The sequence below is a fragment of the Vogesella alkaliphila genome (assembly GCF_014652475.1).
Lineage (GTDB): Bacteria > Pseudomonadota > Gammaproteobacteria > Burkholderiales > Chromobacteriaceae > Vogesella > Vogesella alkaliphila.
This window is the reverse complement of record NZ_BMYW01000005.1, coordinates 1-23,734: the sequence shown is the minus strand read 5'-3', so window position 1 is coordinate 23,734 and position 23,734 is coordinate 1. Positions and strand designations below refer to the sequence as shown.

Annotated in this window: 27 protein-coding genes; 8 read left to right on the top strand and 19 right to left on the bottom strand. The window is 62.4% G+C overall.

All coding sequences use genetic code 11. From position 1 onward, the window contains the following. The first annotated feature begins 56 nt into the window (after positions 1 to 56). Both earP and efp read left to right on the top strand, forming a co-directional pair. Positions 57 to 1,205: an elongation factor P maturation arginine rhamnosyltransferase EarP gene (gene earP, locus IE100_RS08745; RefSeq protein WP_189373720.1), complete on the top strand. Its 1,149-nt coding sequence runs from the start codon at positions 57 to 59 to the stop codon at positions 1,203 to 1,205. A gap of 57 nt (positions 1,206 to 1,262) precedes the next feature. Further along, positions 1,263 to 1,826 (top strand): elongation factor P, encoded by a 564-nt coding sequence (gene efp, locus IE100_RS08740; protein WP_189373719.1) that lies wholly within the window; start codon positions 1,263 to 1,265, stop codon positions 1,824 to 1,826. Between the two features lie 64 nt (positions 1,827 to 1,890). Here efp and IE100_RS08735 read toward each other — a convergent pair whose 3' ends face one another. The 9 genes from IE100_RS08735 to IE100_RS08695 all read right to left on the bottom strand — a co-directional run bounded on the left by IE100_RS08735 (position 1,891) and on the right by IE100_RS08695 (position 8,385). After that, positions 1,891 to 2,082, bottom strand: coding sequence for a hypothetical protein (locus IE100_RS08735; protein WP_189373718.1), 192 nt, complete (start codon positions 2,080 to 2,082; stop codon positions 1,891 to 1,893). 72 nt (positions 2,083 to 2,154) lie between these two features. Further along, positions 2,155 to 3,639, bottom strand: coding sequence for an exopolyphosphatase (gene ppx, locus IE100_RS08730; protein WP_189373717.1), 1,485 nt, complete (start codon positions 3,637 to 3,639; stop codon positions 2,155 to 2,157). 87 nt (positions 3,640 to 3,726) lie between these two features. Beyond that, entirely contained in the window at positions 3,727 to 4,440 is a 714-nt protein-coding gene (phoU, locus tag IE100_RS08725) for a phosphate signaling complex protein PhoU (protein ID WP_189373716.1), read from the bottom strand. A gap of 126 nt (positions 4,441 to 4,566) precedes the next feature. Then, positions 4,567 to 5,229 (bottom strand): ribose-5-phosphate isomerase RpiA, encoded by a 663-nt coding sequence (gene rpiA / locus IE100_RS08720; RefSeq protein WP_189373715.1) that lies wholly within the window; start codon positions 5,227 to 5,229, stop codon positions 4,567 to 4,569. A 22-nt stretch (positions 5,230 to 5,251) separates the two neighbouring features. Further along, positions 5,252 to 5,734 (bottom strand): 2-C-methyl-D-erythritol 2,4-cyclodiphosphate synthase, encoded by a 483-nt coding sequence (gene ispF / locus IE100_RS08715; RefSeq protein WP_189373714.1) that lies wholly within the window; start codon positions 5,732 to 5,734, stop codon positions 5,252 to 5,254. Positions 5,735 to 5,738: 4 nt separating this feature from the next. After that, positions 5,739 to 6,422 (bottom strand): 2-C-methyl-D-erythritol 4-phosphate cytidylyltransferase, encoded by a 684-nt coding sequence (gene ispD / locus IE100_RS08710; protein ID WP_189373713.1) that lies wholly within the window; start codon positions 6,420 to 6,422, stop codon positions 5,739 to 5,741. Then, positions 6,419 to 7,141: a DNA polymerase III subunit epsilon gene (gene dnaQ / locus IE100_RS08705; RefSeq protein WP_189373712.1), complete on the bottom strand. Its 723-nt coding sequence runs from the start codon at positions 7,139 to 7,141 to the stop codon at positions 6,419 to 6,421. Before dnaQ ends, ispD begins: the two co-directional genes overlap by 4 nt. Positions 7,142 to 7,187: 46 nt before the next feature. Then, positions 7,188 to 7,631 carry a ribonuclease HI gene (rnhA, locus tag IE100_RS08700; RefSeq protein ID WP_047968164.1) on the bottom strand — a complete coding sequence of 148 codons (444 nt, stop codon included), beginning with the start codon at positions 7,629 to 7,631 and terminating at the stop codon, positions 7,188 to 7,190. Beyond that, a complete protein-coding gene (locus tag IE100_RS08695) occupies positions 7,624 to 8,385 on the bottom strand; it encodes a class I SAM-dependent methyltransferase (RefSeq protein ID WP_229799567.1) in 762 nt (253 codons plus the stop codon). The genes rnhA and IE100_RS08695 overlap by 8 nt, the downstream gene beginning before the upstream one ends. On the opposite strand from IE100_RS08695, the gene gloB reads away from it, so the two are divergent. Both gloB and IE100_RS08685 read left to right on the top strand, forming a co-directional pair. Then, on the top strand, positions 8,384 to 9,157 hold the full coding sequence (gene gloB, locus IE100_RS08690) for a hydroxyacylglutathione hydrolase (RefSeq protein WP_189373711.1): 774 nt from the start codon (positions 8,384 to 8,386) through the stop codon (positions 9,155 to 9,157). The genes IE100_RS08695 and gloB overlap by 2 nt on opposite strands. A gap of 142 nt (positions 9,158 to 9,299) precedes the next feature. After that, complete coding sequence (locus IE100_RS08685) at positions 9,300 to 11,279, top strand: LysM peptidoglycan-binding domain-containing protein (RefSeq protein WP_189373710.1); 1,980 nt, start codon at positions 9,300 to 9,302, stop codon at positions 11,277 to 11,279. Between the two features lie 117 nt (positions 11,280 to 11,396). Here the strand turns inward: IE100_RS08685 and IE100_RS08680 are convergent, their stop codons facing one another. The 10 genes from IE100_RS08680 to IE100_RS08635 all read right to left on the bottom strand — a co-directional run bounded on the left by IE100_RS08680 (position 11,397) and on the right by IE100_RS08635 (position 20,584). After that, a complete protein-coding gene (locus IE100_RS08680) occupies positions 11,397 to 12,389 on the bottom strand; it encodes a recombination-associated protein RdgC (protein ID WP_189373709.1) in 993 nt (330 codons plus the stop codon). A gap of 48 nt (positions 12,390 to 12,437) precedes the next feature. Further along, on the bottom strand, positions 12,438 to 13,055 hold the full coding sequence (locus tag IE100_RS08675) for a uracil-DNA glycosylase (protein WP_229800304.1): 618 nt from the start codon (positions 13,053 to 13,055) through the stop codon (positions 12,438 to 12,440). 158 nt (positions 13,056 to 13,213) lie between these two features. Continuing rightward, positions 13,214 to 13,663 carry a ribosomal protein S18-alanine N-acetyltransferase gene (gene rimI, locus IE100_RS08670; RefSeq protein ID WP_189373707.1) on the bottom strand — a complete coding sequence of 150 codons (450 nt, stop codon included), beginning with the start codon at positions 13,661 to 13,663 and terminating at the stop codon, positions 13,214 to 13,216. Beyond that, entirely contained in the window at positions 13,656 to 14,297 is a 642-nt protein-coding gene (gene tsaB, locus IE100_RS08665; protein WP_189373706.1) for a tRNA (adenosine(37)-N6)-threonylcarbamoyltransferase complex dimerization subunit type 1 TsaB, read from the bottom strand. The genes rimI and tsaB overlap by 8 nt, the downstream gene beginning before the upstream one ends. 33 nt (positions 14,298 to 14,330) lie before the next feature. Next, positions 14,331 to 15,530 carry an EAL and HDOD domain-containing protein gene (locus tag IE100_RS08660; RefSeq protein WP_229800303.1) on the bottom strand — a complete coding sequence of 400 codons (1,200 nt, stop codon included), beginning with the start codon at positions 15,528 to 15,530 and terminating at the stop codon, positions 14,331 to 14,333. A 29-nt stretch (positions 15,531 to 15,559) separates the two neighbouring features. After that, on the bottom strand, positions 15,560 to 17,422 hold the full coding sequence (locus IE100_RS08655) for a chemotaxis protein CheA (protein WP_189373704.1): 1,863 nt from the start codon (positions 17,420 to 17,422) through the stop codon (positions 15,560 to 15,562). Positions 17,423 to 17,477: 55 nt separating this feature from the next. Next, on the bottom strand, positions 17,478 to 18,209 hold the full coding sequence (cheZ, locus tag IE100_RS08650; protein ID WP_120811401.1) for a protein phosphatase CheZ: 732 nt from the start codon (positions 18,207 to 18,209) through the stop codon (positions 17,478 to 17,480). 33 nt (positions 18,210 to 18,242) lie between these two features. Beyond that, a complete protein-coding gene (cheY, locus tag IE100_RS08645) occupies positions 18,243 to 18,632 on the bottom strand; it encodes a chemotaxis response regulator CheY (protein WP_082133817.1) in 390 nt (129 codons plus the stop codon). 44 nt (positions 18,633 to 18,676) lie between these two features. Beyond that, positions 18,677 to 19,612: a chemotaxis protein gene (locus IE100_RS08640; RefSeq protein ID WP_189373703.1), complete on the bottom strand. Its 936-nt coding sequence runs from the start codon at positions 19,610 to 19,612 to the stop codon at positions 18,677 to 18,679. Positions 19,613 to 19,642: 30 nt separating this feature from the next. Beyond that, positions 19,643 to 20,584 carry a chemotaxis protein gene (locus IE100_RS08635; RefSeq protein WP_047968180.1) on the bottom strand — a complete coding sequence of 314 codons (942 nt, stop codon included), beginning with the start codon at positions 20,582 to 20,584 and terminating at the stop codon, positions 19,643 to 19,645. A 196-nt stretch (positions 20,585 to 20,780) separates the two neighbouring features. On the opposite strand from IE100_RS08635, the gene IE100_RS08630 reads away from it, so the two are divergent. From IE100_RS08630 to IE100_RS08615, 4 genes are all read left to right on the top strand, one after another. Next, positions 20,781 to 21,953 carry a sensor histidine kinase gene (locus IE100_RS08630; protein WP_189373702.1) on the top strand — a complete coding sequence of 391 codons (1,173 nt, stop codon included), beginning with the start codon at positions 20,781 to 20,783 and terminating at the stop codon, positions 21,951 to 21,953. A 14-nt stretch (positions 21,954 to 21,967) separates the two neighbouring features. Then, complete coding sequence (locus IE100_RS08625) at positions 21,968 to 22,276, top strand: STAS domain-containing protein (RefSeq protein WP_229800302.1); 309 nt, start codon at positions 21,968 to 21,970, stop codon at positions 22,274 to 22,276. 75 nt (positions 22,277 to 22,351) lie between these two features. Next, positions 22,352 to 22,921, top strand: coding sequence for a dCTP deaminase (dcd, locus tag IE100_RS08620; RefSeq protein ID WP_189373701.1), 570 nt, complete (start codon positions 22,352 to 22,354; stop codon positions 22,919 to 22,921). 55 nt (positions 22,922 to 22,976) lie between these two features. Continuing rightward, the gene (locus tag IE100_RS08615) at positions 22,977 to 23,576 is read left to right on the top strand and encodes a glutathione peroxidase (protein WP_308426769.1); all 600 of its coding nucleotides are present in this window, start codon (positions 22,977 to 22,979) and stop codon (positions 23,574 to 23,576) included. Positions 23,577 to 23,734: the final 158 nt, after the last annotated feature.

The window sequence follows — 23,734 nt, the reverse complement described above, 5'->3', positions numbered from 1 at the left end:
TTTGTCGCCGGCGCCGGCTGCGCTATGCTGCGCAGCCATTCAATGGAGAGCACAGCATGGCGCAACGCTGGGACATTTTCTGCACCGTGATCGACAACTACGGCGACATCGGCGTCACCTGGCGCCTGGCGCGGCAGCTGGCGCACGAGTACGGCTTCGCGGTGCGCCTGTGGGTGGACGATCTGGCCAGCTTTGCCCGCATCGCCCCCGGCCTGCAGCCGGCGCTGGCGCAGCAGGCGCTGGACGGCGTCGACATCCGGCACTGGCCGGCGCAGGACTTTCCGGCCACCGACGCCGCCGACGTGGTGATCGAGGCCTTCGGCTGCCCGCTGCCGGAGCGCTACCTGGCCGCCATGGTCGGCCGGACGCGCAAGCCGGTGTGGATCAATCTGGAATACCTGTCGGCGGAAGACTGGGTCGCCGGCTGCCACGGCCTGGCCTCGCCGCACCCGCAGCTGCCGCTGACCAAGCACTTCTTCTTTCCCGGTTTTGGCGAGGCGACCGGCGGCCTGCTGTGCGAACGGGCGCTGCCGGCGCAGCGCGACGCGTGGCAGGCCAACGCGGCAGGGCTGGACGCCTACTGGCAAAGCCTGGGCGTGCCGCCACGCCGCCCCGGCGAGCTGCGCGTCAGCCTGTTCTGCTACGAATCCGCCGCCGCACGGCAGTGGCTGGCCGCTTGCGCGGCCGGCAGCCAGCCGCTGCGGCTGCTGGTGCCGCAGGGCAAGGTGTTGCCGGATGTCGCCGCCGCGCTGGGGCTCGCGCAGCTGCCGCAGGCCGGCGACGTGCTGCAGCGCGGTGCGCTGACGCTGCACATGCTGCCGCTGACCGACCAGCACGGCTACGACCGGCTGCTGTGGTCGTGCGATCTCAACATCGTGCGCGGCGAGGACAGCTTCGTGCGTGCGCAGTGGGCGGCGCGGCCGTTCCTGTGGCACATCTACCGCCAGGACGAGGACGCGCATCTGGTCAAGCTGGAGGCTTTTTTGCAACGCTACCTGGCACCGCTGCCGGCGGCACTGCAACAGGTGGTGGGCGAGCTGTGGCGCGGCTGGAACCGCGAGCAGGACGTCAGCGCCAGCTGGTGGCAAGCGCTGGCCATGCTGCCGGCGTGGCAGGCGCACGCCCGCGCCTGGCCACAAATGCAACTGGCGCACGGCGACCTTGCCACACGACTGGTGCAGTTCACCGAAAAGCAGCTACAATAACCGGTTTCCAAGGGGATCGGTTTCCGATTCCGATTCAAGACTTTAGGACTTAAACGCATGAAAACCGCTCAGGAACTCCGCGCAGGTAACGTATTCATGGTCGGCGGCGAGCCGATGGTTGTACAAAAAGCTGAATTCAGCAAATCCGGCCGCAATGCATCGGTCGTGAAAATGAAGATGAAGAACCTGCTGTCCGGCGCCGGTTCCGAAGCCGTGTATCGTGCCGACGACAAGTTCGATGTGGTGGTGCTGGATCGCAAGGACTGCCAGTACTCCTACTTCGCCGATCCGATGTACGTGTTCATGGACGCCGAGTTCAACCAGTACGAAGTCGAAGCCGACAACCTGGGCGAGACCATCAACTACATCGTTGACGGCATGGAAGACGTTTGCCAGGTGACCTTCTACGACGGCAAGGCCATCTCCGTGGAACTGCCGACCACCGTGGTTCGCGAAGTGGAATACACCGAGCCGGCCGTCCGTGGCGACACTTCCGGCAAGGTACTGAAGCCGGCACGCCTGGTAGGCACCACCTTTGAAGTGCAGGTTCCGGCTTTCGTCAACACCGGCGAAAAGATCGAAATCGATACCCGCACCAACGAGTTCAAGAAGCGCGCCTGATTTCCCGGCCCGCAGCAAGCAAGAGACCACCGCACGCGGTGGTCTTTTCTTTTGCCGGCAACGCTCAGAACTGCAGCTGCTGGCAGCGCGGACAGCGCATCATCATGCCGGCGATGGTGCGCACCTCGATCAGGCCCCGTCCGGAACAGCGCGAACAGACCCGGTCGCGGCCGGGGGTGTCGATCAACTCCGGCTGACGGATCCCCCAGCTCTTCGGGGTGATCAGGCGGCGACTGGTGGTGGTTTTGCTGGCCATGGCATTCCAATCCGCATAAGTTGAAATTGAAACCTATCGCAAAGTCATGGCACTTTCAAGCACTTACCGCATTCAGGCCGGGCGCAGCTCCAGCAACATGCCGACACGGCGCCACTGGCCGACCTCCTGGCCGAAGGCGCTGGTGGTCAGCGGATTGGCCTCCAGCCAGTCGCCATCGATGGTGATCGCGTAGCCGTTCATGGTCTGCTGCACGTTCTGCACCGCCCTGCCATCGATATCGTTGCGGCTGCGGCAGAACAGCGCGGCCAACCTCAGCGCCAGCACCGCGTGCCACAGTTCCGGATCGGCGATCTCGCGCGTCATCTTGCCCATGTCGCCACGATGGCCGAGCACGATGGTGGCCAGCTCACTCTGCTCGCGCCGCGAGAAGCCCGGCATGTCGGCGTTCTGCAGGATGTAGGCGGAATGCTTGTGGTAGGCGGTGTGCGCGATCGACAACCCGATCTCGTGCACCTTGGCCGCCCAGTTCAGGCATTTGAGCAGCGGGCCGTCCGGCGCCACCATGCCGTAAAACTGCTCGGCCAGGCGCAGCACCCGTTCCGCCTGCGCGGTATCGACGTGGTAACGGCGCTTGAACTGGGCAATGGTGGAGTCGCGCATGTCCTTCTCCCGCTGTCGACCCAGCAGGTCGTAGAGCACGCCGTCGCGCAGCGCGCCGTCGGTGACGATCATGCGCTCGATGTGCAGGGTCTGGAATACCGCGATCATCACCGCGAGGCCGCCGCAGATCACCGGCGCCCGGTCCGGCTTGAGGCCGTTCAGGTCGATGCTCTTGAACGAGCCGAAGCGCAGCAGCTCCTCGCGCAGGCGCAGCATGCCGCCGAGGGTGATCTCGCCGCTGGTCCAGTCGTTGATTTCCAGGATGTCGCGCAGCGAACGCGCGGTGCCGGAGGTGCCGACCGCCAGCTGCCACTCGCTTGGCGGATAGGCGTGGGTGATGCGCTGGATCTCGCTGGCGGCGGCCAGCTCGGCGTCGCGGAACGCGGCCTTGCTGATCTTGCCGCCGGGGAAATGGCGCAGGCTGTAGGTGACGCAACCCAGCGGCAGGCTCTCGGTCACGTGCGCCTTGTACTGGCTGCCGATGATGAATTCGGTGGAACCGCCACCGATGTCGACCACCAGGCGGCGCTCCCTGGTGGCCGGCAGGCTGTGCGCGGCGCCCAGGTAGATCAGGCGCGCTTCTTCGCGCCCGGCAATGATCTCGATCGGGAAGCCCAGCAACCGTTCGGCTTCGCTGATGAAGGCCGGCGCATTTTTGGCCACGCGCAGGGTGTTGGTGCCGACGATGCGCACCTGGCGCGGCTCGAAGCCGCGCAGCCGCTCGCCGAAGCGCGCCATGCAGGCCAGCGCGCGGTCGATGGTGTCCTGCTCCAGCAGTTTGTCTTCGGTGAGGCCACCGCCCAGACGGACGGTTTCCTTCAGTACGTCCAGCGGATACAGCTGGTCATCCACCACGCGCGACACTTGCAGCCGGAAGCTGTTGGAACCTAGGTCGACGGTGGCCAATACATCGTAGGGGGGCGTGGTACTGTTCAAGAATCACCCCTTCTTGGAAACGGGTTGGTAAACGAAAAAACGGCGGTAACCGATGTTACCGCCGCCTTTGGACTACTGCACGCGAAATCAGGCCGGATCTTGCGACTGGGTCTCGCGCTTCTTGTCTTCCAGCGAGGTATGACGGATGTCCTTGCCCTTCACCAGATACACCACGTACTCGGAGATGTTCTTGGCGTGGTCGCCGATGCGCTCGATCGCCTTGCAGATGAACAGGGTGTCGATCGACAGCGTGATGGTGCGCGGGTCTTCCATCATGTAGGTGATCTGCGAGCGCAGCTCGGACGCGTAGTCCTCGTCCAGCATCATGTCTTCTTCGGCCAGCTCCACCGCGGCGGTGGTATCGAGGCGGGCAAACGCGTCCAGCGCGCGGTGCAGCATCGCCAGCGCCGACTTGGCCATCTTGTCGGCCTCGCGGAAGCGCGGTGTAGGATAGCGCGACGACTGGTACATCGAGCGGCCGACGCGGGCGACCTTCTGCGCCTCGTCGCCGATACGCTCCAGGTCGGTGATGGTCTTGATCACCGTGATCACCATGCGCAGGTCGCTGGCGGCCGGCTGGCGGCGGGCGATGATGTGCTGGCAGTCCTCGTCGATCGCCACCTCGAAGGCGTTGACCTTGGCGTCGTCGGCGATCACGCGGTCGAGACGATCGACATCCCCGTCCTGCAACGCCTCCATCGCGGCGCGGATTTGCTGCTCGACCAGTCCCCCCATCTGCAGTACGCGGGTGCGGATATTTTCGAGCTCCATATCAAACTGCTTGGAAATGTGATCAGGCATGAGCGACCTCGTTGGTTTTCGGCTTCAAGCGCGCCATGATAGACGCGCAACATGACAGTTCTGTTGCAGCAAGATGGACGGTAACGCAGCGCTTGCGGCCAACGTTGGCCGCAAGCGTGGCCGGACTTAGCTCAGTTCCTTCACGCCAGCAGCCGTCCCCAGCAGCAGCACGTCGGCCCGGCGCTGCGCGAACAGGCCGTTGGTGACCACGCCGACGATCTGGTTGATCTGCTGTTCCAGCTTCACCGGCTCGGCGATCTGCAGGCCGTGCACGTCGAGGATGATGTTGCCGTTGTCGGTGGTGACGCCCATGCGCCACTCCGGATGGCCGCCGAGCTTGACGATCTCGCGCGCCACGTGGCTGCGCGCCATCGGGATCACCTCCACCGGCAGCGGGAAGGCGCCCAGCACCGGCACGTACTTGCTCTCGTCGGCGATGCAGATGAACTGCTGCGCCACCGCGGCGATGATCTTCTCGCGCGTCAGCGCGGCGCCGCCGCCCTTGATCATGTGCAGGTGGTGGTTGACCTCGTCGGCGCCGTCGATATACACCGGCAGCTCGTCCGGGCCCACCGTGTTCAGGTCGTACACCGGAATGCCGATCTCCTTCAACCGCTTGGTCGACGCTTCGGAGCTGGACACCGCCCCCTTGATGCGGCCCTTGATCTTGGCCAGCTCGTCGATGAAGAAGTTGACGGTGCTGCCGGTGCCGACGCCGACGATGCAGTCATCCGGCACGAATTTGATGGCCTGTTGTGCCACCAGCTGTTTCAGTTGATTCTGGTCCATGAGTGTTCTCCGGAATGAGGAATTATTGCGGCACCAGCAGGCACACCGCCTGCGTTTCGATCGCTTCCGCCCGGCCGAGGTAGCCGAGCTTTTCATTGGTCTTGCCCTTGACGTTGACGCAGGCCACGTCGATGTCCAGCAGCGCGGCGATGCGGGCGCGGATGGTGTCGATGTGCGGCGCCAGCTTCGGCGCCTGCGCGATGATGGTGCTGTCCACGTTCACCAGCTGCCAGCCGGCGGCGCGCACGCGGCGCATCGCCTCCTGCAGCAGCACGCCGCTGTCGGCGCCCTTGAACGCGGCGTCGGTATCCGGGAAGTGCCGGCCGATGTCGCCCAGCGCCGCCGCGCCCAGCACCGCGTCGGTGATGGCGTGCAGCAAGGCGTCGGCGTCGGAGTGGCCGAGCAGGCCCTTGTCGTGCGGGATGTGTACCCCGCCCAGCATCAGCGGGCGGCCTTCGACCAGACGGTGCACGTCGTAGCCCTGGCCGATACGGAATGGCGTCATCTGCTTATCCTTTGTGCGCCGCGAGGATGGCGCCGGCCAGCGCCAGATCCTGCGGCCACGTCACTTTGAAGTTCTGTGCCTCGCCTTCCACCAGCCGCGGTGCGTGGCCGAGCAGCTCGATGGCGGAGGCTTCGTCGGTAATCGCAGGGTTGGCCGCATCGTGCAATGCCTCGGCCAAGAGGCCGGCGCGGAACATCTGCGGCGTCTGCGCCAGCCACAGGCCGTCGCGCGGCACGGTGGCGGCCACGCGGCCCTGCGGGCTGGCCCGCTTGACGGTATCGGCCACCGGCTGTGCCAGCAGGCCGCCGACCGCGTCGTCCTGCAGGCCGTCGATCAGGCGCTGCAACGCGTTGTCGCTGAGACAGCAGCGCGCGGCGTCGTGCACCAGCACCCAGTCGTCGGCGTCGGCCGCCAGCGCGGCCAGGCCGCCGGCCACGCTCTCGGCGCGGCTGGGGCCGCCGACGCGCAGCACTTCCAGCTTGGGCTGCGGCCAGTCGAAGCTGTCAAACCACTCGTCGCCGGGCGAGATCACCACCGCCACACGGCTGATCGCCGCGTTGCGGCACAGCACGTCCAGCGTGTGCGCCAAGAGCGGCCGCCCGGCCAGCGGCAGGTACTGTTTCGGGGTGGCGGCGCCAAAGCGGCTGCCGTGACCGGCGGCCGGCACCAGGGCGATGCAGGCGCTCATGACGGCACCGGCGCCGGGTTCTCGATGCTGCGCCACAGGCAGCTGCCCTTCACCGTCTTGTCCAGCAGGTCGAGGTACTCCTGATGCGCGGCCAGTTCCTCGGCCGTCGGCGCCAGCACCGTCAGCGGCTTGCGCTCGAACGCGAGGTTGAGACCGGTGCCGCCCTCCCCCTCACCCGGACCGGCGTCCATCATCAGGCTTTCCTGGCCACGGGTCATCCACAGGTAGACCTCGGCCAGCAGTTCGCAGTCGATCAGCGCGCCGTGCAGGGTACGGTTGCTGCGGTCGATCTCGAAGCGGTCGCACAAGGCGTCCAGGCTGTTGCGCTTGCCGGGGAAGGTGTCGCGCGCCATGCGCAGGGTGTCGGTGACCACGGCGCACAGCTTGTCCACCGGCGCGATGCCGAGGCGGCTGAATTCGGCATTGAGGAAGCCGACGTCAAACGGCGCGTTGTGGATGATCAGCTCGGCACCGCTGATGAAGTCCACCAGTTCGTCGGCGACGGCGTGGAACTTCGGCTTGTCGGCGAGAAAATCCAGCGAGATGCCGTGCACGCGCTCGGCGTCGGGGTCGATCTCGCGCTCGGGATGCATGTACAGGTGCAGGTGGCGACCGGTCAGCTTGCGGTCCACCATTTCCAGGCCGGCAAACTCGATGATGCGGTGGCCCTGGCTCGGCTCCAGGCCGGTGGTCTCGGTATCAAGAATGATTTGGCGCATAATGGTATCGGATGGGGTTCAAGGTTGGCCGCAAGCGGGCAGCTGGCTAGCGGCGCAGGCTGTCGACGCCGGCATTGGCCAGCTGGTCAGCGCGCTCGTTGAATTCATGGCCGGCGTGGCCCTTGACCCAGCGCCACTCCACCTGGTGGTTGTTGCGCAGCGCATCCAGCTGCTGCCACAGGTCGGCGTTCTTCACCGGCTCCTTGCTGGCGGTCTTCCAGCCGCGCGTCTTCCAGCCGTGGATCCACTCGGAGATGCCTTTTTGCACGTACTGCGAGTCGGTGTACACCACGATGCGGCAGCTGCGCTTCAGCGTTTCCAGGCCGCGGATCACCGCCAGCAGTTCCATGCGGTTGTTGGTGGTGCCGGCTTCGCCGCCGAACATTTCCTTTTCCTGCCCCTTGTAGCGCAGCAGCACGCCCCAGCCACCGGGACCGGGGTTGCCCTTGCAGGCGCCATCAGGGTAAATCTCGACGATTTCGTCAGTCATGCAATGTCTCGTTATCAGAGCTACGGGTAAGCGGGTTGCGGTCGTTGCCGCCGGCGACCAGCATCGCCCGGGCCGGCTTGGCCGGCGCCCAGCGCGGCGTGATCAGGCGCATGCCGCGCTGACGTTTGACGGCGACGACGCCATAGACGCCGGCGGCCAGCGGCCAGCAGCGCGCGCCGGTGCTTTCCATGAACTGCCAGCGCGCCAGCCAGTCCTTGCGCGCCAAAGGCGGCGAGTATGCCATGAATGAGGTGGCCTCGTGCTCCAGCTCCAGCAATTTCAGCCAGTCGCGGATGCGCGGCAGCGACACGAAGTTGCCGCGCCACGGGTTGTCTTCCCGCCCCTGCAGCAGGCGGCGCACGCCCCACAGCGACGCCGGATTGAAACCGCTGATGATCAGCCGCCCTTCCGGCACCAGCACCCGCTCCGCCTCGCGCAGCACCTGGTGCGGCAGGCTGGTAAAATCCAGCCCGTGCGGCAAAATGACCAGATCCAGGCTCTTGCTGTCGAAGGGCAGGAAGGCCGGATCGCAGACCACGCCCGGCTCGCCGCAGGCGGCCGCCAGCCCCTTCCACGGGATGCGGTTCATGGCGAGGAAATCGTGCTGGCACAGGCCGATCTGCAGCGCGCGAAAACCGAACACGTCGGCTACCGCGCTGTCGAAGAAAGCCTGTTCCTGCGCCAGCAGGTATTGTCCCAGTTCGGCGCTGGCCAGCCAGTCAGCGAACTCTTCCATCATTGCGGGATCACTCATGGCCGACATTGTACGCATTACCCCACTCAAGGCGTTCTCTGATAATTATATCTGGGTTTTGCACGACGACCGCGCCGCGATCGTGGTCGACCCGGGCGACGCCGCCCCGGTGCAGCAGTTTCTGGCGCAGGCGCAGCTGAGTCTGCACGCGATCTGGATCACCCACCACCACCACGACCACATCGGCGGCCTGCCGGCGCTGCACGCGCAGTGGCCGGACTGTCCGGTGTACGGCCCGGCCGGTGTCAGCGGCGTCAGCGTGCCGGTGAAGGAAGGCAGCCGACTGCCGGCACTGGGCCTGGACTGCCAGGTCTACGAAGTGCCCGGCCACACCGCCAACCATCTGGCATTTCATTGCGGCCAGCACCTGTTTTGCGGCGACACCCTGTTTGCCGCCGGTTGTGGACGCGTATTTGACGGCAGCATCGACAGTCTGCACGCCTCGCTGCAAAGGTTGGCCGCACTGCCGCCGCAAACACTGTGCTATCCGGCTCACGAATACACGCTGGCTAATCTACAATTTGCATTGGCGCTGGAGCCGGACAATCCGGCGCTGCAGCAGCGCTGGCAACGCGACAGTGCCCGGCGCGAACAGGACTTGCCGACGCTGCCCTGCCTGCTGGCGGAGGAGCTGCAGCACAACCCGTTCCTGCGCTGCGGCGAGGCCGGCATCCGCCGCGCCGCGCGCCACCACCAGCCGGGCGGCGGCAACGACGCGCTGGGCGTGTTCGCCACCCTGCGGCAATGGAAAAATGACTTCCGCGTCAGTTAAATGGCAGGACACCCGCCAGGCAAATAGTTTTGTCGTGAAAGACACAAAAATTAAGAAATTAAATGAACAACATAGCGCTTCATAATTGACGTCGCAGGCGGGCGTGGTAGCATCGCCCGATATGCTCCGACAGGCCGTTGCCATGAAAAAATTTACCCCGCTCGCCCTCGCCGTACTCCTTGCCCTGCCCGCCGCCCACGCGACCAATAGCGTGACGATACCGGGCTGGAGCACGCCCGGCGTCGACGACGGCCTGGCCGCCGGTCTGGACATGATGCTGATCAACACCAGCCTGCTGCGCAACGGCGACAACGTGTGGCAACGCGCGCGCGAAGGCTTCCAGCTGCCGGAGGTCAATCCCGAGCTGGTACGCCGCCACGAGAAGTACTACACCGCGCGCCCGGAATACCTGCGCCGCACCCTGGACCGCAGCCGCAAATACCTGTTCCACATCATGAACGAAGTGGAAAAGCGCGGCATGCCGACCGAACTGGCCTTCCTGCCGGTGGTGGAAAGCTCCTTCGTGCCGACGGCCAGCTCGCCGGTCGGCGCCGCCGGCCTGTGGCAGTTCATGCCGGCCACCGGCCGCGAGTACGAACTGGAACAAACCTGGTGGTACGACGGCCGCCGCGACGTGGTGGAATCCACCCGCGCCGCGCTGGACTACCTGCAGGTGCTGTACAACCGCTTCGGCGACTGGAACCTGGCGCTGGCCGCCTACAACTGGGGCCAGGGCAACCTGAGCAAGGCGATCAGCCGCGTGCGCGCCCGCGGCGAAACCGAAACCTACGAAAACATCGCGATGCCGGCCGAGACGCGCAACTACGCGCCGAAACTGCTCGCCATCCGCAACATCATGGCGCAACCGGAGAACTTCGGCCTGCGCATCGACGTGCTGCCCAACAAGCCGGCCTTTGTCGCCGTCAGCACCGGCAAGCACATGAACATCGACATTGCGGCCAAGCTGGCGGAAATGCCGGTCTCCGAGTTCAAGGAACTCAACCCCGCGTTCAACCTGCCGGTGTACGCGCACAAGAGCGGCCGCCAGATGCTGCTGCCGGCAACCAAGCTGCACCGCTTCGAGACCAACCTGGCCAAATGGGACAAGCCGCTGCTGACCTGGCAGGTACACGTGCCGGAGAGCGATCTCAGCGTCAGCGAACTGGCCCAGCAGTTCGACATGAACCCGAACGAATTGCTGGTCGCCAACAGCCTGCAGGGCAACCGCACCGTCAACGCCGGCCGGCCAGTGCTGGTTGCCGCCCGCACCCAGGACGCCCCGGCGACACTGGAAGCCAGCGACGTCACCCCGGCCACCGCCCCGGTGCTGCTCGCCAGCAATGAACAGCCGATGGTGCGCGTCGCGAGCGTCAGCGTGGCCACCACCACTCCGGTAACTCCTGTCGTCACCAGCGTCGCGACCGCCCCCGTCGCCAGCACACCGGCAAGCAGCCCGGCGACTGCCGCACCAGCCGTCACCCTGGCTGCCAATAGCGCCCCAACCGCCGCCGTAGCGCTTGCAACACCTGCCGTCGCGGCTGTCGCCAACGCCGCCGCTGTCGTACCGCCGGCCCCAGCCACTCCGGTGAACACCGTGGCCAACAGCAACGTCCCTGCTGCCGCCACCGTCGCACCGAGCCAGCCGGTCAGCAAACCACAAGCCGCGCCGACTCCGCGCGCCAAACCGGCAGTGACCGCCGTGGCCAGCGCCAGCGACGCCCCCGAGCTGCCGCTGCGCCCGGCCACCCGCGTGGAAAACCATGTCGTGGCCAACGGTGACACGCTGTACAACATCTCGCGCCGCTACAACATGAGCGTGGCGGAACTGAAAAGCCTGAACATGCTGAACAGCGACGCGGTCAAGCTGGGGCAGAACCTGCGCGTGCTGGGTGCTCCGCTGGGCAACGTCACCGCCAGCGTGACCTCGCCACTGCGCACCGTTGCCTACCAGCAGCCAGCGCGCAAATCGGCCGAGTATGTGGTGCAGGCCGGCGACACCGTGTTCAGCATCGCCCGCAAGTTCGGCATCCATCACAGCGACATCCAGCGCTGGAACACCCAGCTGGTTGCCAACCAGATCCAGCCAGGCCAGGTGCTGCGCGTCGAGGACGGCGGACTGTAAGCCGTCTCCGGCAAACCATGAAAAACGCCTTGCACCGGCCGGTGCAAGGCGTTTTTCATGATGGTCACGCCAGCCAAGGCGCCCAGCCGCCAACGGCGGCAGGCACCGGCCACAAGATCAATCCCAGGGCATGTCGACCGTGCCAGGCGCCGCAGCGTCGGCAGGCGACGCCGATGCGGCCGGTACAGCGGCCGCAGGCGCAAGGTTGGCCGCATCCTGCAAGCCGCCCAGCGCCTGCACCAGATCGTCGATCAGCTCGCCCAACTCCTCGCTCATCAGCAGGAAGGTCGCCTCAAACAGGCTGGCGGCGTCGTCCCCCGCCTGGCTGGCCTCTTCCTGCAGCACGTCGAGAAACTGCAGCTTTTTCAGCTGCAGGGTATCGGTCAGCGTGAAGCGGATGCGCTCGCGCCAGATCAGGCCGAGGCGGGTCACCTGCTTGCCGGTGGCGATGTGCTGACGGATCTCGTCCGCGGTCAGGTCCATGCGGGTGCAACGCACGACCGCGCCGTTTTCCGAGCTGTCCTTCAGCTCGCAGTCGGAATCCAGCACGAAATCGCCGCTGGCCTCTCCCGCCGCCAGCCAGTCGGTCATCAGCGTGTGCGGCGACAGCGCCGTGCGCGGCAGCGTGGCCGGCAGCGGCGGCATCGCCTCGCGCAGATTGCTCAGCAGCGCCTCGGCCTTGCTGGCGGAGCCGCTGTCCACCACCAGCCAGCCGCGCGCCAGATCGAAATAGGCGGCCGTGCGGCTGGTGCGGGTGAAGGCGCGCGGCAGCAGGTCGTCGGTGATCTGCTCCTTCATCGCCAGTTTTTCCTTGCGGCCAACCTTGCGCAGCTCCTGCTGCTCGATGTCGCGCAGCTTGGCGTCCAGGAAATCGCGGATCACGCCGGCCGGCAACACCTTGTCCTCGCGGCGTAGCGACAGCAGCAAGCGCTCGCGCTGCACATACAGCGGCTCGTCGAGATGCGGCGCGGGGGCGACCCAGCCCTCGCTGAACCAGTCGAGACCGGAACAACGCTGGAACTGGCGGGCTGCCAGCGCATCGGCCAGCTTGCTGGCCACGATCTGCTCCGGGGCAGGCAGATGGTAGAAACTGAGTTGTCGGAACCACATGATATTGACTTGAATTATCCAGTAGAAGGTGACGGTCGCGGCGCCGGATCAGGCCTTGTTGGCCAGCGCACGGCGGATAGCCAGCAGATCCTGCCACGCCTTGGCTTTTTCGCCAGGGCTGCGCAGCAGATACGCCGGATGAAAAGTAACGAACAAGGGGATGCCCTGGTACTGGTGCGTCTCGCGCCGCAGGACGCCGATGGCGGCATCGCTCTGCAGCAGCGCGTGGGCGGCGAAGCGGCCCAGCGTCACCAGCACGTCCGGTTGGACATGGGCAATCTGCCAGCGCAGATAGTCGGCACAGGCGGCGATTTCGTCGGCCGCCGGATTGCGGTTGCCCGGCGGGCGGCACTTCAGCACATTGGCGATAAAGACATCGTCCTGGCCCAGGCCGATGGCGGCCAGCATATTGTCCAGCAGCTGTCCGGCCTTGCCGACGAACGGCAGGCCCAGCTTGTCCTCTTCCGCACCCGGCGCCTCGCCGACCAGCATCAGGCGCGCCCGCGGATTGCCCTTGCCGAACACCGTCTGGGTACGGGTCTGGCACAGGCCGCAGGCGGTACAGCTCGCCACCTGCCGCTGCAAGTCCGCCCAGTCCGGCAACGCGGTCGTGGTCGGCTCGATAACGGCAGGTGTCGGCACCGCCTCCATCTCCGCAACGGACACTGGTGTGGCGCCTACGGGCGGCTCAGAGGTGGCAGCGGGCACAAGGTTGGCCGCAACTGGCGCCAAGGCCGGCGTCGATACGGGCTCCGGCGCCGCGCCGTGGCGCAAACGCCAACGCGGTGCCAGCCCCAGCTCGCGAAGAAGCAGATGCTGGCGACTCATGGTAGCGGGCACTCCATCAGCAAGGCGTCCTCGCGACCGTGCTCATGCCGGTAGTAGCCCTTGCGCAGGCCGCAGTCGACAAAACCGAGGGCACGGTACAGGCCGATGGCCGCGGCATTGCCGGCGCGCACCTCCAGCAGGCAACGGCTGGCACCGGCCGCCTTCGCCTCGGTCAGGGCCGCCTGCAGCAGGGCGCGGGCATGGCCACGGCGCTGAGCGGCCAGCGGCACGAAAAGATTGTGGATGTGCAGCTCGTCCAGGATCTGCTCGGACACCAGCACCGCCAGCCATTGCTCGGCCTGCTGCAACACCTGCACCCGCTCGCTTTCGGAAGCCAGCGTCTGCGCGTAGACCACCACGGCCCACGGATGCGCGCACACCGCCGACTCCAGCCGGTGCAGGGCTTCGGCCAGGGCAGGATCGGACAGGCGGCGCAGCTCAGCCATGCTTGCGTGCCTGCTGTTCGGCTGCGGTCAGCGCCACCTTGTCGCGGATATACAGCAGCCCCGCCGCTTCCGGTGCCACCGCGGCATAGCCGCCACGGCGTACCAGCCGGATGTAGCTGGCCGCATCCGGACGCAGCTCGCACATGGTCTTGCCCGGATAGTTCAGCTCCTGTGCGCAATCCCCTGCCAGCAACGGGATATCGGCCGGCACGGACAACGCGGCGCGCGACTGCAAGGTGATCGGGGTTTGCGCCACACCGTCGCGATAGCTCGCGGTGTAGACCTCGTTCATGCGCGCATCCATCACCACCTGCACCACCGGTGCGCCAGACTGGAAGGCAATCACGTCCAGCGTCGGTACCGGGATCAGCGGCAAGTCATGCGCCAGCGCCAGCCCCTGCGCGATGCCGCAGCCGATGCGCAAACCGGTGAAGGCACCCGGCCCCTGGCCGTAGATGATGCCATCCAGTTCGGCGAGGCCGATGCCGCTATCGGCCAGCAGGCGCTGAATCAGCGGCAGGGTTTCTTCGGAGTGCCCGTTCACCACCGACAGGGTTGCCGAGAAAAAACGCTCGTCCACAGCGACAGCAATCGAAACATGCGTGTTCGACGTATCGATAGCCAGATACTTCATGATTTGAGTCAACCGAGAGAAACAGAGGGGTGATTATAGACTAAGCTCTTCCACCCAAGAGAGTGCACTGGTGTGCAACAGGTTCAAGGCCTCGGCCTCGATGTTCAGGCGCTGCGCCAGTTGCGGCAGATTGTCGGTGCCCGCCTCCATCGCCAGCACCAGTTCCAGGCACAGGCCATAACGGCCGGCATGCACCCTCAGTGCCTCGCAAATCTCTTCCGGCAGGTTGAGATGCTCCAGCGCCAGCGCGATCGGCATGTCGAAAATCACGTCCAGCAAGGAGAACATGCCGGTGATGAAGAAGCTGTCGGCGACATCGGCAGACAGGCCGGACTCCAGCGCGATCAGTTCCATCATGCGCGCGCGCGACACCGCGGTTTTCTGCAGTGCGGCCGGCATCAGTCCGTTTTCCGAGCTGGTCACCAGCAGCAGTGTCAGCCAGCGGTACAGCCGCTTGTAGCCCAGCACCGTCAGCGCGTGCGAGAACGAGCTGATGGTGGTATTCAGCCCGGCCGCGGCCGAGTTGACGTAGCGCAGCAACTTGAAGGACAGCGCGACGTCGGTTTTCAGCACCGCCTCCACCTCCTTCAGCGCCGCATCCTGGCGCAGCAGGTTCAGCAGCTTGAGGGTATTGGCAAAGCTGGGGTGGATCACCTTGGCGGACAGGGTTTCCGGCTTGGCAAAGTAGTAGCCCTGGTAGCCGTCCAGCCCCAGATCGCGGGCCAGATGGTAGTGCTCATAGGTCTCGACGCGCTCGGCGATGCGGATCACCGGATAGCTGCGCAGGCGCACCGCCAGCGTCTGGAAGGCCTGCGCATCCATCGACTGCACGTCCAGCTTGACGTAGTTGGCCAGGTCGAGGAAGGCCGCCGCCGGCGACTCGAACGAGAAACCGTCCAGCGCCACCCCGAAGCCGAGGGAGCGCAGGTGACGGACACGGGATAGCAGTTCGTTGGAGGGCGTCAGCTTGCCGGAGAGCTCCAGCACCACCCGCCGTGGCGGCAGCAACTCCAGAAAATCACTGCCGATCATCGACTCGCCGACGTTGATGAAAGCCAGCTTGTTGCCGATCAGCCAGCTGGTACCCATGTGGTTCAGGGTATTGACCAGTACTTCGGTATCGGCATCCAGCTCGGCATGCCGTCCGATCTCGGTCGAGGTTTCACTTTCTCGGAACAGCAGCTCATAGCCTATGAGCTGCTGATTACGATTCAGAACAGGCTGTCTTCCCAAAAAAGCCGATACGGACATTGCAAGCAGACTCAGTAAGAATAGTTGTCAGCGTTGCGAAGCATCATCGCGCCACCACTCTGTGCATCCGCCTGCCCCGTCAACAAGTCTTCCATGTCCAGTACCAGCACCACAGAGCCATCACCGGACAGGGTCGCACCGGCGACCCCCTTCGGACGGATGTTCTGCAGCGGCTTGATCACCACATCGTCACGACCAACAAAAGAGTCGACGGCAAGAATGAAGGACTTCTCGGCAGACTGCATCAGCACGCCGAATTGCGGCTTCTGTGTCGGCGCCCAGTTCAGCAGGTTGGCCAGCGTCTTCAACGGCAGGATCTCGTCGCGCACCACGATGGTTGGCCGCCCCGATACTTCCTGGATCGCAGAGACATCGATCGGAATGATTTCGCGAACCATGGCCAGCGGCACCGCAAATGGCTGGTTGCAGGCACGCACCACCAGCACCGGCAGGATGGCCAGCGTCAGCGGCAGCGAAATGCTGATCCGGGTACCGACACCCTGTTCGGAGTTGATGTCGATACGGCCATTCAGCTTCTGGATATTGGTCCGCACCACATCCATGCCGACGCCGCGGCCGGACACGTTCGAAATCTGGTCCTTGGTGGAGAAGCCCGGCAGGAAAATCAGCTGCAAGCACTGTTTCTCGTCGAGACCGTTGGCCGTCTCCGCGTCGATGAGGCCTTTCTCGATGGCCTTGCGGCGCAGCGCCTCGGGGTTCATCCCCTTACCGTCATCGGTGATCTCGATGACGATATGATCGCCGACCTGCTCGGCCGACAGCTGCACCAGCGACTGCGGCTTCTTGCCGACGCTGATGCGCTCTTCGGAGGACTCGACCCCGTGATCGACCGCATTGCGCACCAGGTGCACCAGCGGGTCGTTCAGGTCTTCGATCATGGTCTTGTCGAGTTCGGTTTCCTCGCCGGTAATGACCAGCTCGACTTCCTTGCCCAATTGCCGCGCCAGGTCCCGCGCCAGGCGTGGGTACTTCTGGAACAGACGCCCGATCGGCTGCATGCGGGTTTTCATCACCGCATTCTGCAAATCGCTGACCAGCAGGTCGAGCTGGCTGATCGCCTCGTCGAGGGAGCGCAGGGTATTCGTCTCCATATTGCCCTGCAGGATCTCGGTACGCAGCGTGGTCAGGCGGTTCTTGGTCAGGCCGATTTCACCGGACAGGTTGAGCACCTGGTCCAGGCGGACGGTATCGATACGGATGGTGTTTTCCGGCGGCGCACTGGCCATGCCTTGTTGGGGCGCCATCTTTGCCGGTACCGGCTTGGCGGCGGCCACCGGCATCGCCGGCGCCTCGACCACGGCCTCGACAACCGGTGCTGCAACCACGGCAACCGCAGCCGGTGCTGCAGCGGGGGTCTCAGTCTTGGCCACTGCCGCGTGCAACACATTCCAGTCCGGCGTATTGGCCGCCGCAGCCGGGGTCGCAGCCGGCGCGGCCACAGGAGCGGCAGGAGACGCTAGGTTGCCAGCCAGCGCACTATCCAATGCCGCAAGCAGGCCGGCATCCGGCGCGGCCGGCGACAACCCCTGCGACAAGGTGGTGAACATGCCACGCACCACGCCGGTCGCATCCAGGATCACATCCATCAGCTCCGACGACAGCGGCAATTCGCCGTTGCGCAGCTTGTCAAAAAGGTTCTCGGTACGGTGACAGATGGTCACCATTGCCGACACATTCAGAAAGCCGGCTCCGCCCTTGATGGTATGGAACCCCCGGAAGATATCATTCAGTAACGCCTTGTCATTAGGCCGCTTCTCAAGCTCGCACAGTTTGTTGTCGACATCGGACAACAGCTCCGTGGACTCAAGCAGAAAATCCTGCATCAGATCTTCCATACCTGCAAAGTCGCTCATTTTGACTTCCTTTTCATTATCGGCCCGCAGTAGACGGCCTAGACGATCGCGCGTCTTAGAAACCCAAGCTTTCCAGCAAGTCATCCACTTGCTGCTGATTGGTTACCACGTCGGAACGGCCATCAGGGTTCACGACCGGACCTTGCAGCAGATCGGTGCCCAGTTCCACCTTCTTCTCGGCCGGCAGGTACTCGATCAACACGGTCAGCAGCTCGCTTTCCAGCGTCTTGACCATGTCCATGACCTTCTTGATCACCTGTCCGGTCAGGTCCTGGAAATCCTGAGCCATCACGATTTCCAGCAACTGGGCATTGGTTGCCGCCGTCTGCTGTGGCGCCTGGGCCAGGAAGCGACGGGTATCCGCGGCCAGCAGTTTGAAGTCGTCAACCGACAGCTGGTTGGCAAACAACTGGTCCCAACGCCCCGACAAGGATGCGGACTGGGACTGCAGTTCGTCCTGGATCGGACGGGCAATATCAGTGGCGTTGAGCACACGCTCCGCGGCATTGGCCGTCAGCGTCGCGATGTAACCCAAGCGATCCTTGGCGTCAGGAAGGGCATCAGCCACCTTTTCCAAGGATTTGTCGTAACCAAGCTCACGCAGCGCATCGTGCAGCTTGCGGGTCATTTGGCCGACCTGGGCATAAATGGCCAATGCAGCCTGGGGATTCGCACCATCAACCTCTGCCGAGGGTGCCTCTTGCTGAGAGGCCTGCTGTTTGGCAATGCTTTCAAATAGAGCTTCCAGCTCTGGCGAGTCGCCACTTTCAAGAAGATGATCCGGCACGACAATTTCTCCTGGCAAACAGTACTGGCTGCTTTATTTGTTTAGGCTCTGGAAGATCTTGCCCATCTTTTCTTCCAGTGTCGCGGCAGTAAACGGCTTCACGATGTAGCCACTGGCTCCTGCCGTTGCCGCCTCGATGATGTTTTCGCGCTTCGCTTCGGCAGTGATCATCAGGAACGGCAGCGTCTTCAGTTGCGGATCGGCCCGCACTGCACGCAGCAACTCGATGCCAGTCATGTTTGGCATGTTCCAGTCGGATACGATGAAATCGAAATGCTGCGTCTTCAGCTTGTGCAAAGCAACCTGGCCATCCTCGGCCTCGTCGACATTGGTAATTCCCAATTCCTTCAATAGGTTGCGCACAATCCTTCTCATTGTTGAGAAATCGTCAACAACCAGAAATCTCATATTCTTATCTATCATTGGCTTTTTCCTGAGCTGATATCAATTCCCAGCTTATTTTGTTCCTAGCGCTGAAGGAAAGGAATGATTGTATCCGCAAGCACCGCAGGGTCGAACTTGGCGACATAGGCATCGACACCGACACTGGCCCCCATGGCCCGGTTGGCATTCGACGACAGGGATGAGTGCATCACGATCGGAATGCCGGAGAAGCGGGCATCCGACTTGATCAACTTGGTCAGGACGTAACCGTCCATTTCCGGCATTTCCGCATCGACCAGGATCAGTTTCAGGTTGTCGTGCAGGCTTTCGGAGTCGGACCAGGTTCTGTTCGCCAGCACCTGCAACTTGTCCCACGCCTCTTTACCGTTGTTTGCCTGATGATACTTGATGGACATCTTGTCCATCACGTTGGAGATCTCTTTGCGCGCCACCACCGAGTCATCGACGAAGAACACGTACTGGTCATCTTCCAGTGCTGCCTGAGGAATATCCGGCAAACGGGTCTCACCGACGACGCTGGACAGTATCTGCTCAACGTCCAGAATGGAAACCAGCTTGCCATCATCCAGTTCGGTCACCGCCGTAATCAGCGTCTGCTGGGTGGTATTCATCACGTTCTCTGGCGCGCGGACCTTGTCCCAGTCGACGCGGATGATGCGATCCACCGAGTCCACCAGGAATGCCTGGGTGCTCTTGTTGAACTCGGTGACGATCATGGTGTTGTAGCCGCCTTCCGCCAACTCACAGCCGATGAACTTGGCCAGCGAAATCACGGGAATGATGTTGCCACGCAGGGACAACACCCCTTCGACACCGAATGGCATATTGGGGGTCTTGGTGACAAAAGGTGTCTGCGACACTTCGCGCACCTTGAACACGTTGATCCCGAATGTTTCGCGGGTACCCAACGAAAACAGCAGGATTTCCATCTTGTTCGACCCCGCCAGTTTGGTACGGGCGTCGATATTGGCAAGCAAAGAGGCATCAGATGCGGACATGGCCACTCCTTAAATAAAGCGCAAATCAGCTCAAATCTTCAGCATCTCGCGGATTTTCATCGAGAGCTTTTGTGGCTCGAACTTGGATACGTAGGCATCGACACCAACCGACTCGCCCAGCTTCTGGTTGGATTGTCCCGACAGCGAGGAGTGCATCAGCACAGGAATACCGTGGAAACGCGGGTCGGACTTGATCAGCTTGGTCAGCATGTAACCGTCCATCTCCGGCATCTCGACGTCGGTCAGCACCAGGTTCACGACATCGCTCAACTTGCGCCCGGCCAGTTCGGCCTGCGACGCCATGCGCTGCAGGTCATCCCATGCCCGCATGCCGTTGATGGCTGACGCATACTTGATGTTCATAACCTCAAATGTCTGCTGGATTTGCTTGCGAGCAACCGCCGAGTCATCGGCAAAGTACACCATGCGCGGCTCTTTGATCGGATCGATGCCGATAAACTGGTGTTCATCACCGTACATGGCCGTTTCCGCCAGCACCTTCTCAACGTCCATCATCATCACCAACGTACCGCCGTCCAGCTCGGTGACCGCCGTGACCAAGCCGCCCATCCGGTTGGTGATCATCTCTGGCGGCACCCGCATCGCCGCCCAATCCAGACGCAGGATGGTATCGACGGCTTCGACCAGAAAGCCCTGGGTATGGCCGTTGTACTCGGTCACGATCATGATTTCCGGACGTTTCTCGCTGACGATGCCAGCGTAGCGCGCCAGATCGATCACCGGTACCAGGCTGCCACGCAGGCTAACCATACCCTCGACGGAAGAAGGCATTTCCGGCGCCGAAGTAATTTCCGGCGTCCGCATCACCTCACGTACTTTGAAAACATTGATACCGAAGGTCTCCTTGCGCCCTGTTCTTTGGTCTACCCCGAGAGAGAACAAGAGAATTTCCAGTTTGTTCGTTCCTGCCAGCTTGGTGCGGGCATCGATTTTTTTAAGAAGCTCAGACACGGAAACCTCCGAGGAAAAATTCATTTCTTACGACAAAGACATTCATGCCAGCCGGCGTCAAGCTTTACATTCCAGAATGGCAACACTGCGAGTAGTATCGCCTGTGCTCTATAAGGAGTCCAGCACCATCACACCCCACGCTCAGGGGTAGGATTATCATACGGTTTAACTAGCCTTTACAAATGGCACCTGCTTAATGTCGAATAATCTATCAACAAATACCACCCCGGAAACGTTGGCCGCAACATTTGCCCACTTTAACGCGGTAACCGATGAGTTGATCAAAGCATACCAACAGCTTGAGATCAAAGTTGAAGAGTTGAACACTCAATTGACCCAAGCCAATGACGAGCTGCTGCAAAAGTCACAAGCCAACGCTCAGCTGGCACAACGACTGGCCACCCTCGTCGATGAATTACCTGCCGGTGTCATCGAAACCGACGCGCAGAAGCAGATCATTTCCCTGAACAACGCCGCAAGAATGATGCTTCCCGGGCTACAGAGTGGCACGCACTGGAGCGAGACAGAATTGCTGCACCAGATGGATGCCGATGGAGTGATTCATCTTGCCGACCCGCACAGCGGCCGGACACGCTACCTGACGCTGCAAACTTGCCCGCTGGACGACCTGTCGACAATTTTTCTCCTCCATGACGTGGGGACCCTGCGCCACCTGCATGAGCAACTGGCGCAGCAAAACAAGCTGGCGTCCATGGGACAAATGGCGGCATCGCTCGCCCATCAGCTGCGCACCCCACTCGCCACCGCCCTGCTCTACGCCAAGAACCTGGAGCGACCAACACTTTCGCCCGAGGAGCGACTGAAATTCTCGCGCAAAATTGTCGACCGCCTGCAAGCGCTGGAGGGACTGACTCAGGAAATGCTGGGATTTGTCCGTCAGAACACCTCCAGTGAGCAAATCACCCGCTACCCGCTATCCGAGCTGATACACGAACTGGAACAGTCGTTCGCAGCACAGTGCGAGGGTCATGGCGTGCACTTCCAGATCCATACCACAGACCTAGGACAAGCATCACTGAACTGCCGCCCCAAAGAGCTGGTGGCGGCCATGATCGGCTTGCTGGAAAATGCTCTGCAACATGCGCCGATTGACGGCAAGGTGACGCTGGAGGTGCTGAACGACGAAAACTGTCTTACATTCAGAGTAAGGGACAATGGTCCCGGCATTGCGCCGGAACTGGTACCCCGCATATTTGAACCTTTTTTCACAACCCGGGCGAATGGAACCGGTCTTGGCTTGGCCATCACCAAACGGGTAATTGACGCACTGGGTGGCGAGCTAAGCTATCATCGCGAAGATGACAGCACCGTGTTCTCGGTTGCCCTCCCACAGACTGGTGAACCATGAATGGCAATGACCCAATGATGAAACCTATCGTTAAACTGCGCGGCCATGTTGGCAGCATATTTCTTGTTGGCCAATTCGATTTCAATGCTCACAAGGCATTCCGCCAAGCAAGCCAGGAAGTACTCGACAACAACGACATCACCGAAATCGAGGTCGACTTCGACCAGGTTCCCTATCTGGACAGTTCGGCACTTGGCATGCTGCTATTGCTGAAAGAACGTGCCAGCAGCGCCGGCAAGGGGCTGACTCTGGTCAACTGTCGCGAGACCGTACGCCAGGTGCTGGAAATCGCCTGTTTTACCAAGCTCTTCAATATTTCTTGATGTGTTCCAGTAGCCGCATCACCGGCATGGGCGGTAAAATCCGCAGCTAATTCAAGCGCCTTGGAAAACAACAAGATGAGCATCAAATCCGACAAGTGGATCCGTCGCATGGCAGAGGAACAGGCCATGATCGAGCCATTCGTATACGAGCAGGTAAAGCAGATAAACGGCGAGAAAGTCATTTCGTACGGCACATCGAGCTACGGCTACGATATCCGCTGCGCCGATGAATTCAAGGTTTTCACCAATATCAACAGCACCATCGTTGACCCGAAAAATTTCGACCCACAGTCGTTTGTCGAGGTGTCCGGCAAGGGCTATTGCATCATCCCGCCCAACTCCTTCGCCCTCGCCCGCACCGTCGAATACTTCAAGATTCCGCGCTCGGTACTGACCGTGTGCCTGGGGAAGTCCACCTATGCCCGTTGCGGCATCATCGTCAATGTCACCCCGTTTGAACCGGAATGGGAGGGCTATGTGACGCTGGAATTCTCCAACACCACGCCGCTGCCAGCAAAAATCTACGCCAACGAGGGCGTAGCCCAAGTACTGTTCTTCGAGTCTGACGAAGTCTGTGACGTTTCCTACAAGGATCGCGCCGGCAAGTACATGGGGCAGGTCGGCGTTACCCTGCCGCGCACCTGAGGCACTGGCCTAGCAAGCGCAATTCCTTCTCGCAATTCAGGTCATCTGGTCTAGGATGAAGAACACGGCGGGCAATACTGTTGCTGACGTGTTTCTTCCTGAGCGTTGTGGTTCCCCCTTGCCGCAACGCTCTTTTTTTGTCCGATTTTCAAGCAAGATGAACATGGCCATTTCTGATTTCAGCCTCAACACCATCAACGGCCAAACCATCCCTCTCTCAGAACTTTCCGGTCGCGTGCTATTACTGTGCAATACCGCGAGTGAATGCGGTTTCACCAAACAATATGCAGCACTGGAACGCTTGCACCAACGCTACCAGGGAGAGGGTCTGAGCGTGATCGGCTTTCCCTGCAACCAGTTTGGACAACAGGAGCCGGGGCAGCCAGTAGACATCCAGCAGTTTTGCCAAACCCGATATGGAGTCAGCTTCCTGCTCAGCGAGAAAATCGACGTCAACGGTCATAACGCCCACCCGCTGTGGCACTACCTCACGGAGCACAAGCCGGGCATCCTCGGAAGCAAAGCCATCAAGTGGAACTTCACCAAGTTCCTGATCAGTCGCGAGGGAGTAATTATTGGCCGTTACGGACCATTGACATCGCCGGAAGCACTACAAGGCAGGATAGAAAAATTACTACAGGAAAAAAGCAGCTGAACACAGGGAAAGACCACCTCACCACGAGTGCGTCCGAGATTTTGTGTAACTAGGGTTGGGGTTAGCTGAGGGGAGCAGATCACACGACGTCCCCCCGGTATTGAGTAGCACGTGACTTTAGAGTCCAACCCACCATGACAAGGAGTTTGGACATGAAG

Coding starts and splice junctions, on each gene's coding strand:
- earP (WP_189373720.1), top strand. CDS start 57: ATGGCGCAACGCTGGGACATTTTCTGCACCGTGATCGACAACTACGGC.
- efp (WP_189373719.1), top strand. CDS start 1,263: ATGAAAACCGCTCAGGAACTCCGCGCAGGTAACGTATTCATGGTCGGC.
- IE100_RS08735 (WP_189373718.1), bottom strand. CDS start 2,082: ATGGCCAGCAAAACCACCACCAGTCGCCGCCTGATCACCCCGAAGAGC.
- phoU (WP_189373716.1), bottom strand. CDS start 4,440: ATGCCTGATCACATTTCCAAGCAGTTTGATATGGAGCTCGAAAATATC.
- rpiA (WP_189373715.1), bottom strand. CDS start 5,229: ATGGACCAGAATCAACTGAAACAGCTGGTGGCACAACAGGCCATCAAA.
- ispF (WP_189373714.1), bottom strand. CDS start 5,734: ATGACGCCATTCCGTATCGGCCAGGGCTACGACGTGCACCGTCTGGTC.
- ispD (WP_189373713.1), bottom strand. CDS start 6,422: ATGAGCGCCTGCATCGCCCTGGTGCCGGCCGCCGGTCACGGCAGCCGC.
- dnaQ (WP_189373712.1), bottom strand. CDS start 7,141: ATGCGCCAAATCATTCTTGATACCGAGACCACCGGCCTGGAGCCGAGC.
- rnhA (WP_047968164.1), bottom strand. CDS start 7,631: ATGACTGACGAAATCGTCGAGATTTACCCTGATGGCGCCTGCAAGGGC.
- gloB (WP_189373711.1), top strand. CDS start 8,384: ATGGCCGACATTGTACGCATTACCCCACTCAAGGCGTTCTCTGATAAT.
- IE100_RS08695 (WP_229799567.1), bottom strand. CDS start 8,385: ATGAGTGATCCCGCAATGATGGAAGAGTTCGCTGACTGGCTGGCCAGC.
- IE100_RS08685 (WP_189373710.1), top strand. CDS start 9,300: ATGAAAAAATTTACCCCGCTCGCCCTCGCCGTACTCCTTGCCCTGCCC.
- IE100_RS08680 (WP_189373709.1), bottom strand. CDS start 12,389: ATGTGGTTCCGACAACTCAGTTTCTACCATCTGCCTGCCCCGGAGCAG.
- rimI (WP_189373707.1), bottom strand. CDS start 13,663: ATGGCTGAGCTGCGCCGCCTGTCCGATCCTGCCCTGGCCGAAGCCCTG.
- tsaB (WP_189373706.1), bottom strand. CDS start 14,297: ATGAAGTATCTGGCTATCGATACGTCGAACACGCATGTTTCGATTGCT.
- IE100_RS08655 (WP_189373704.1), bottom strand. CDS start 17,422: ATGAGCGACTTTGCAGGTATGGAAGATCTGATGCAGGATTTTCTGCTT.
- cheY (WP_082133817.1), bottom strand. CDS start 18,632: ATGATAGATAAGAATATGAGATTTCTGGTTGTTGACGATTTCTCAACA.
- IE100_RS08640 (WP_189373703.1), bottom strand. CDS start 19,612: ATGTCCGCATCTGATGCCTCTTTGCTTGCCAATATCGACGCCCGTACC.
- IE100_RS08630 (WP_189373702.1), top strand. CDS start 20,781: ATGTCGAATAATCTATCAACAAATACCACCCCGGAAACGTTGGCCGCA.
- IE100_RS08625 (WP_229800302.1), top strand. CDS start 21,968: ATGATGAAACCTATCGTTAAACTGCGCGGCCATGTTGGCAGCATATTT.
- dcd (WP_189373701.1), top strand. CDS start 22,352: ATGAGCATCAAATCCGACAAGTGGATCCGTCGCATGGCAGAGGAACAG.
- IE100_RS08615 (WP_308426769.1), top strand. CDS start 22,977: ATGAAGAACACGGCGGGCAATACTGTTGCTGACGTGTTTCTTCCTGAG.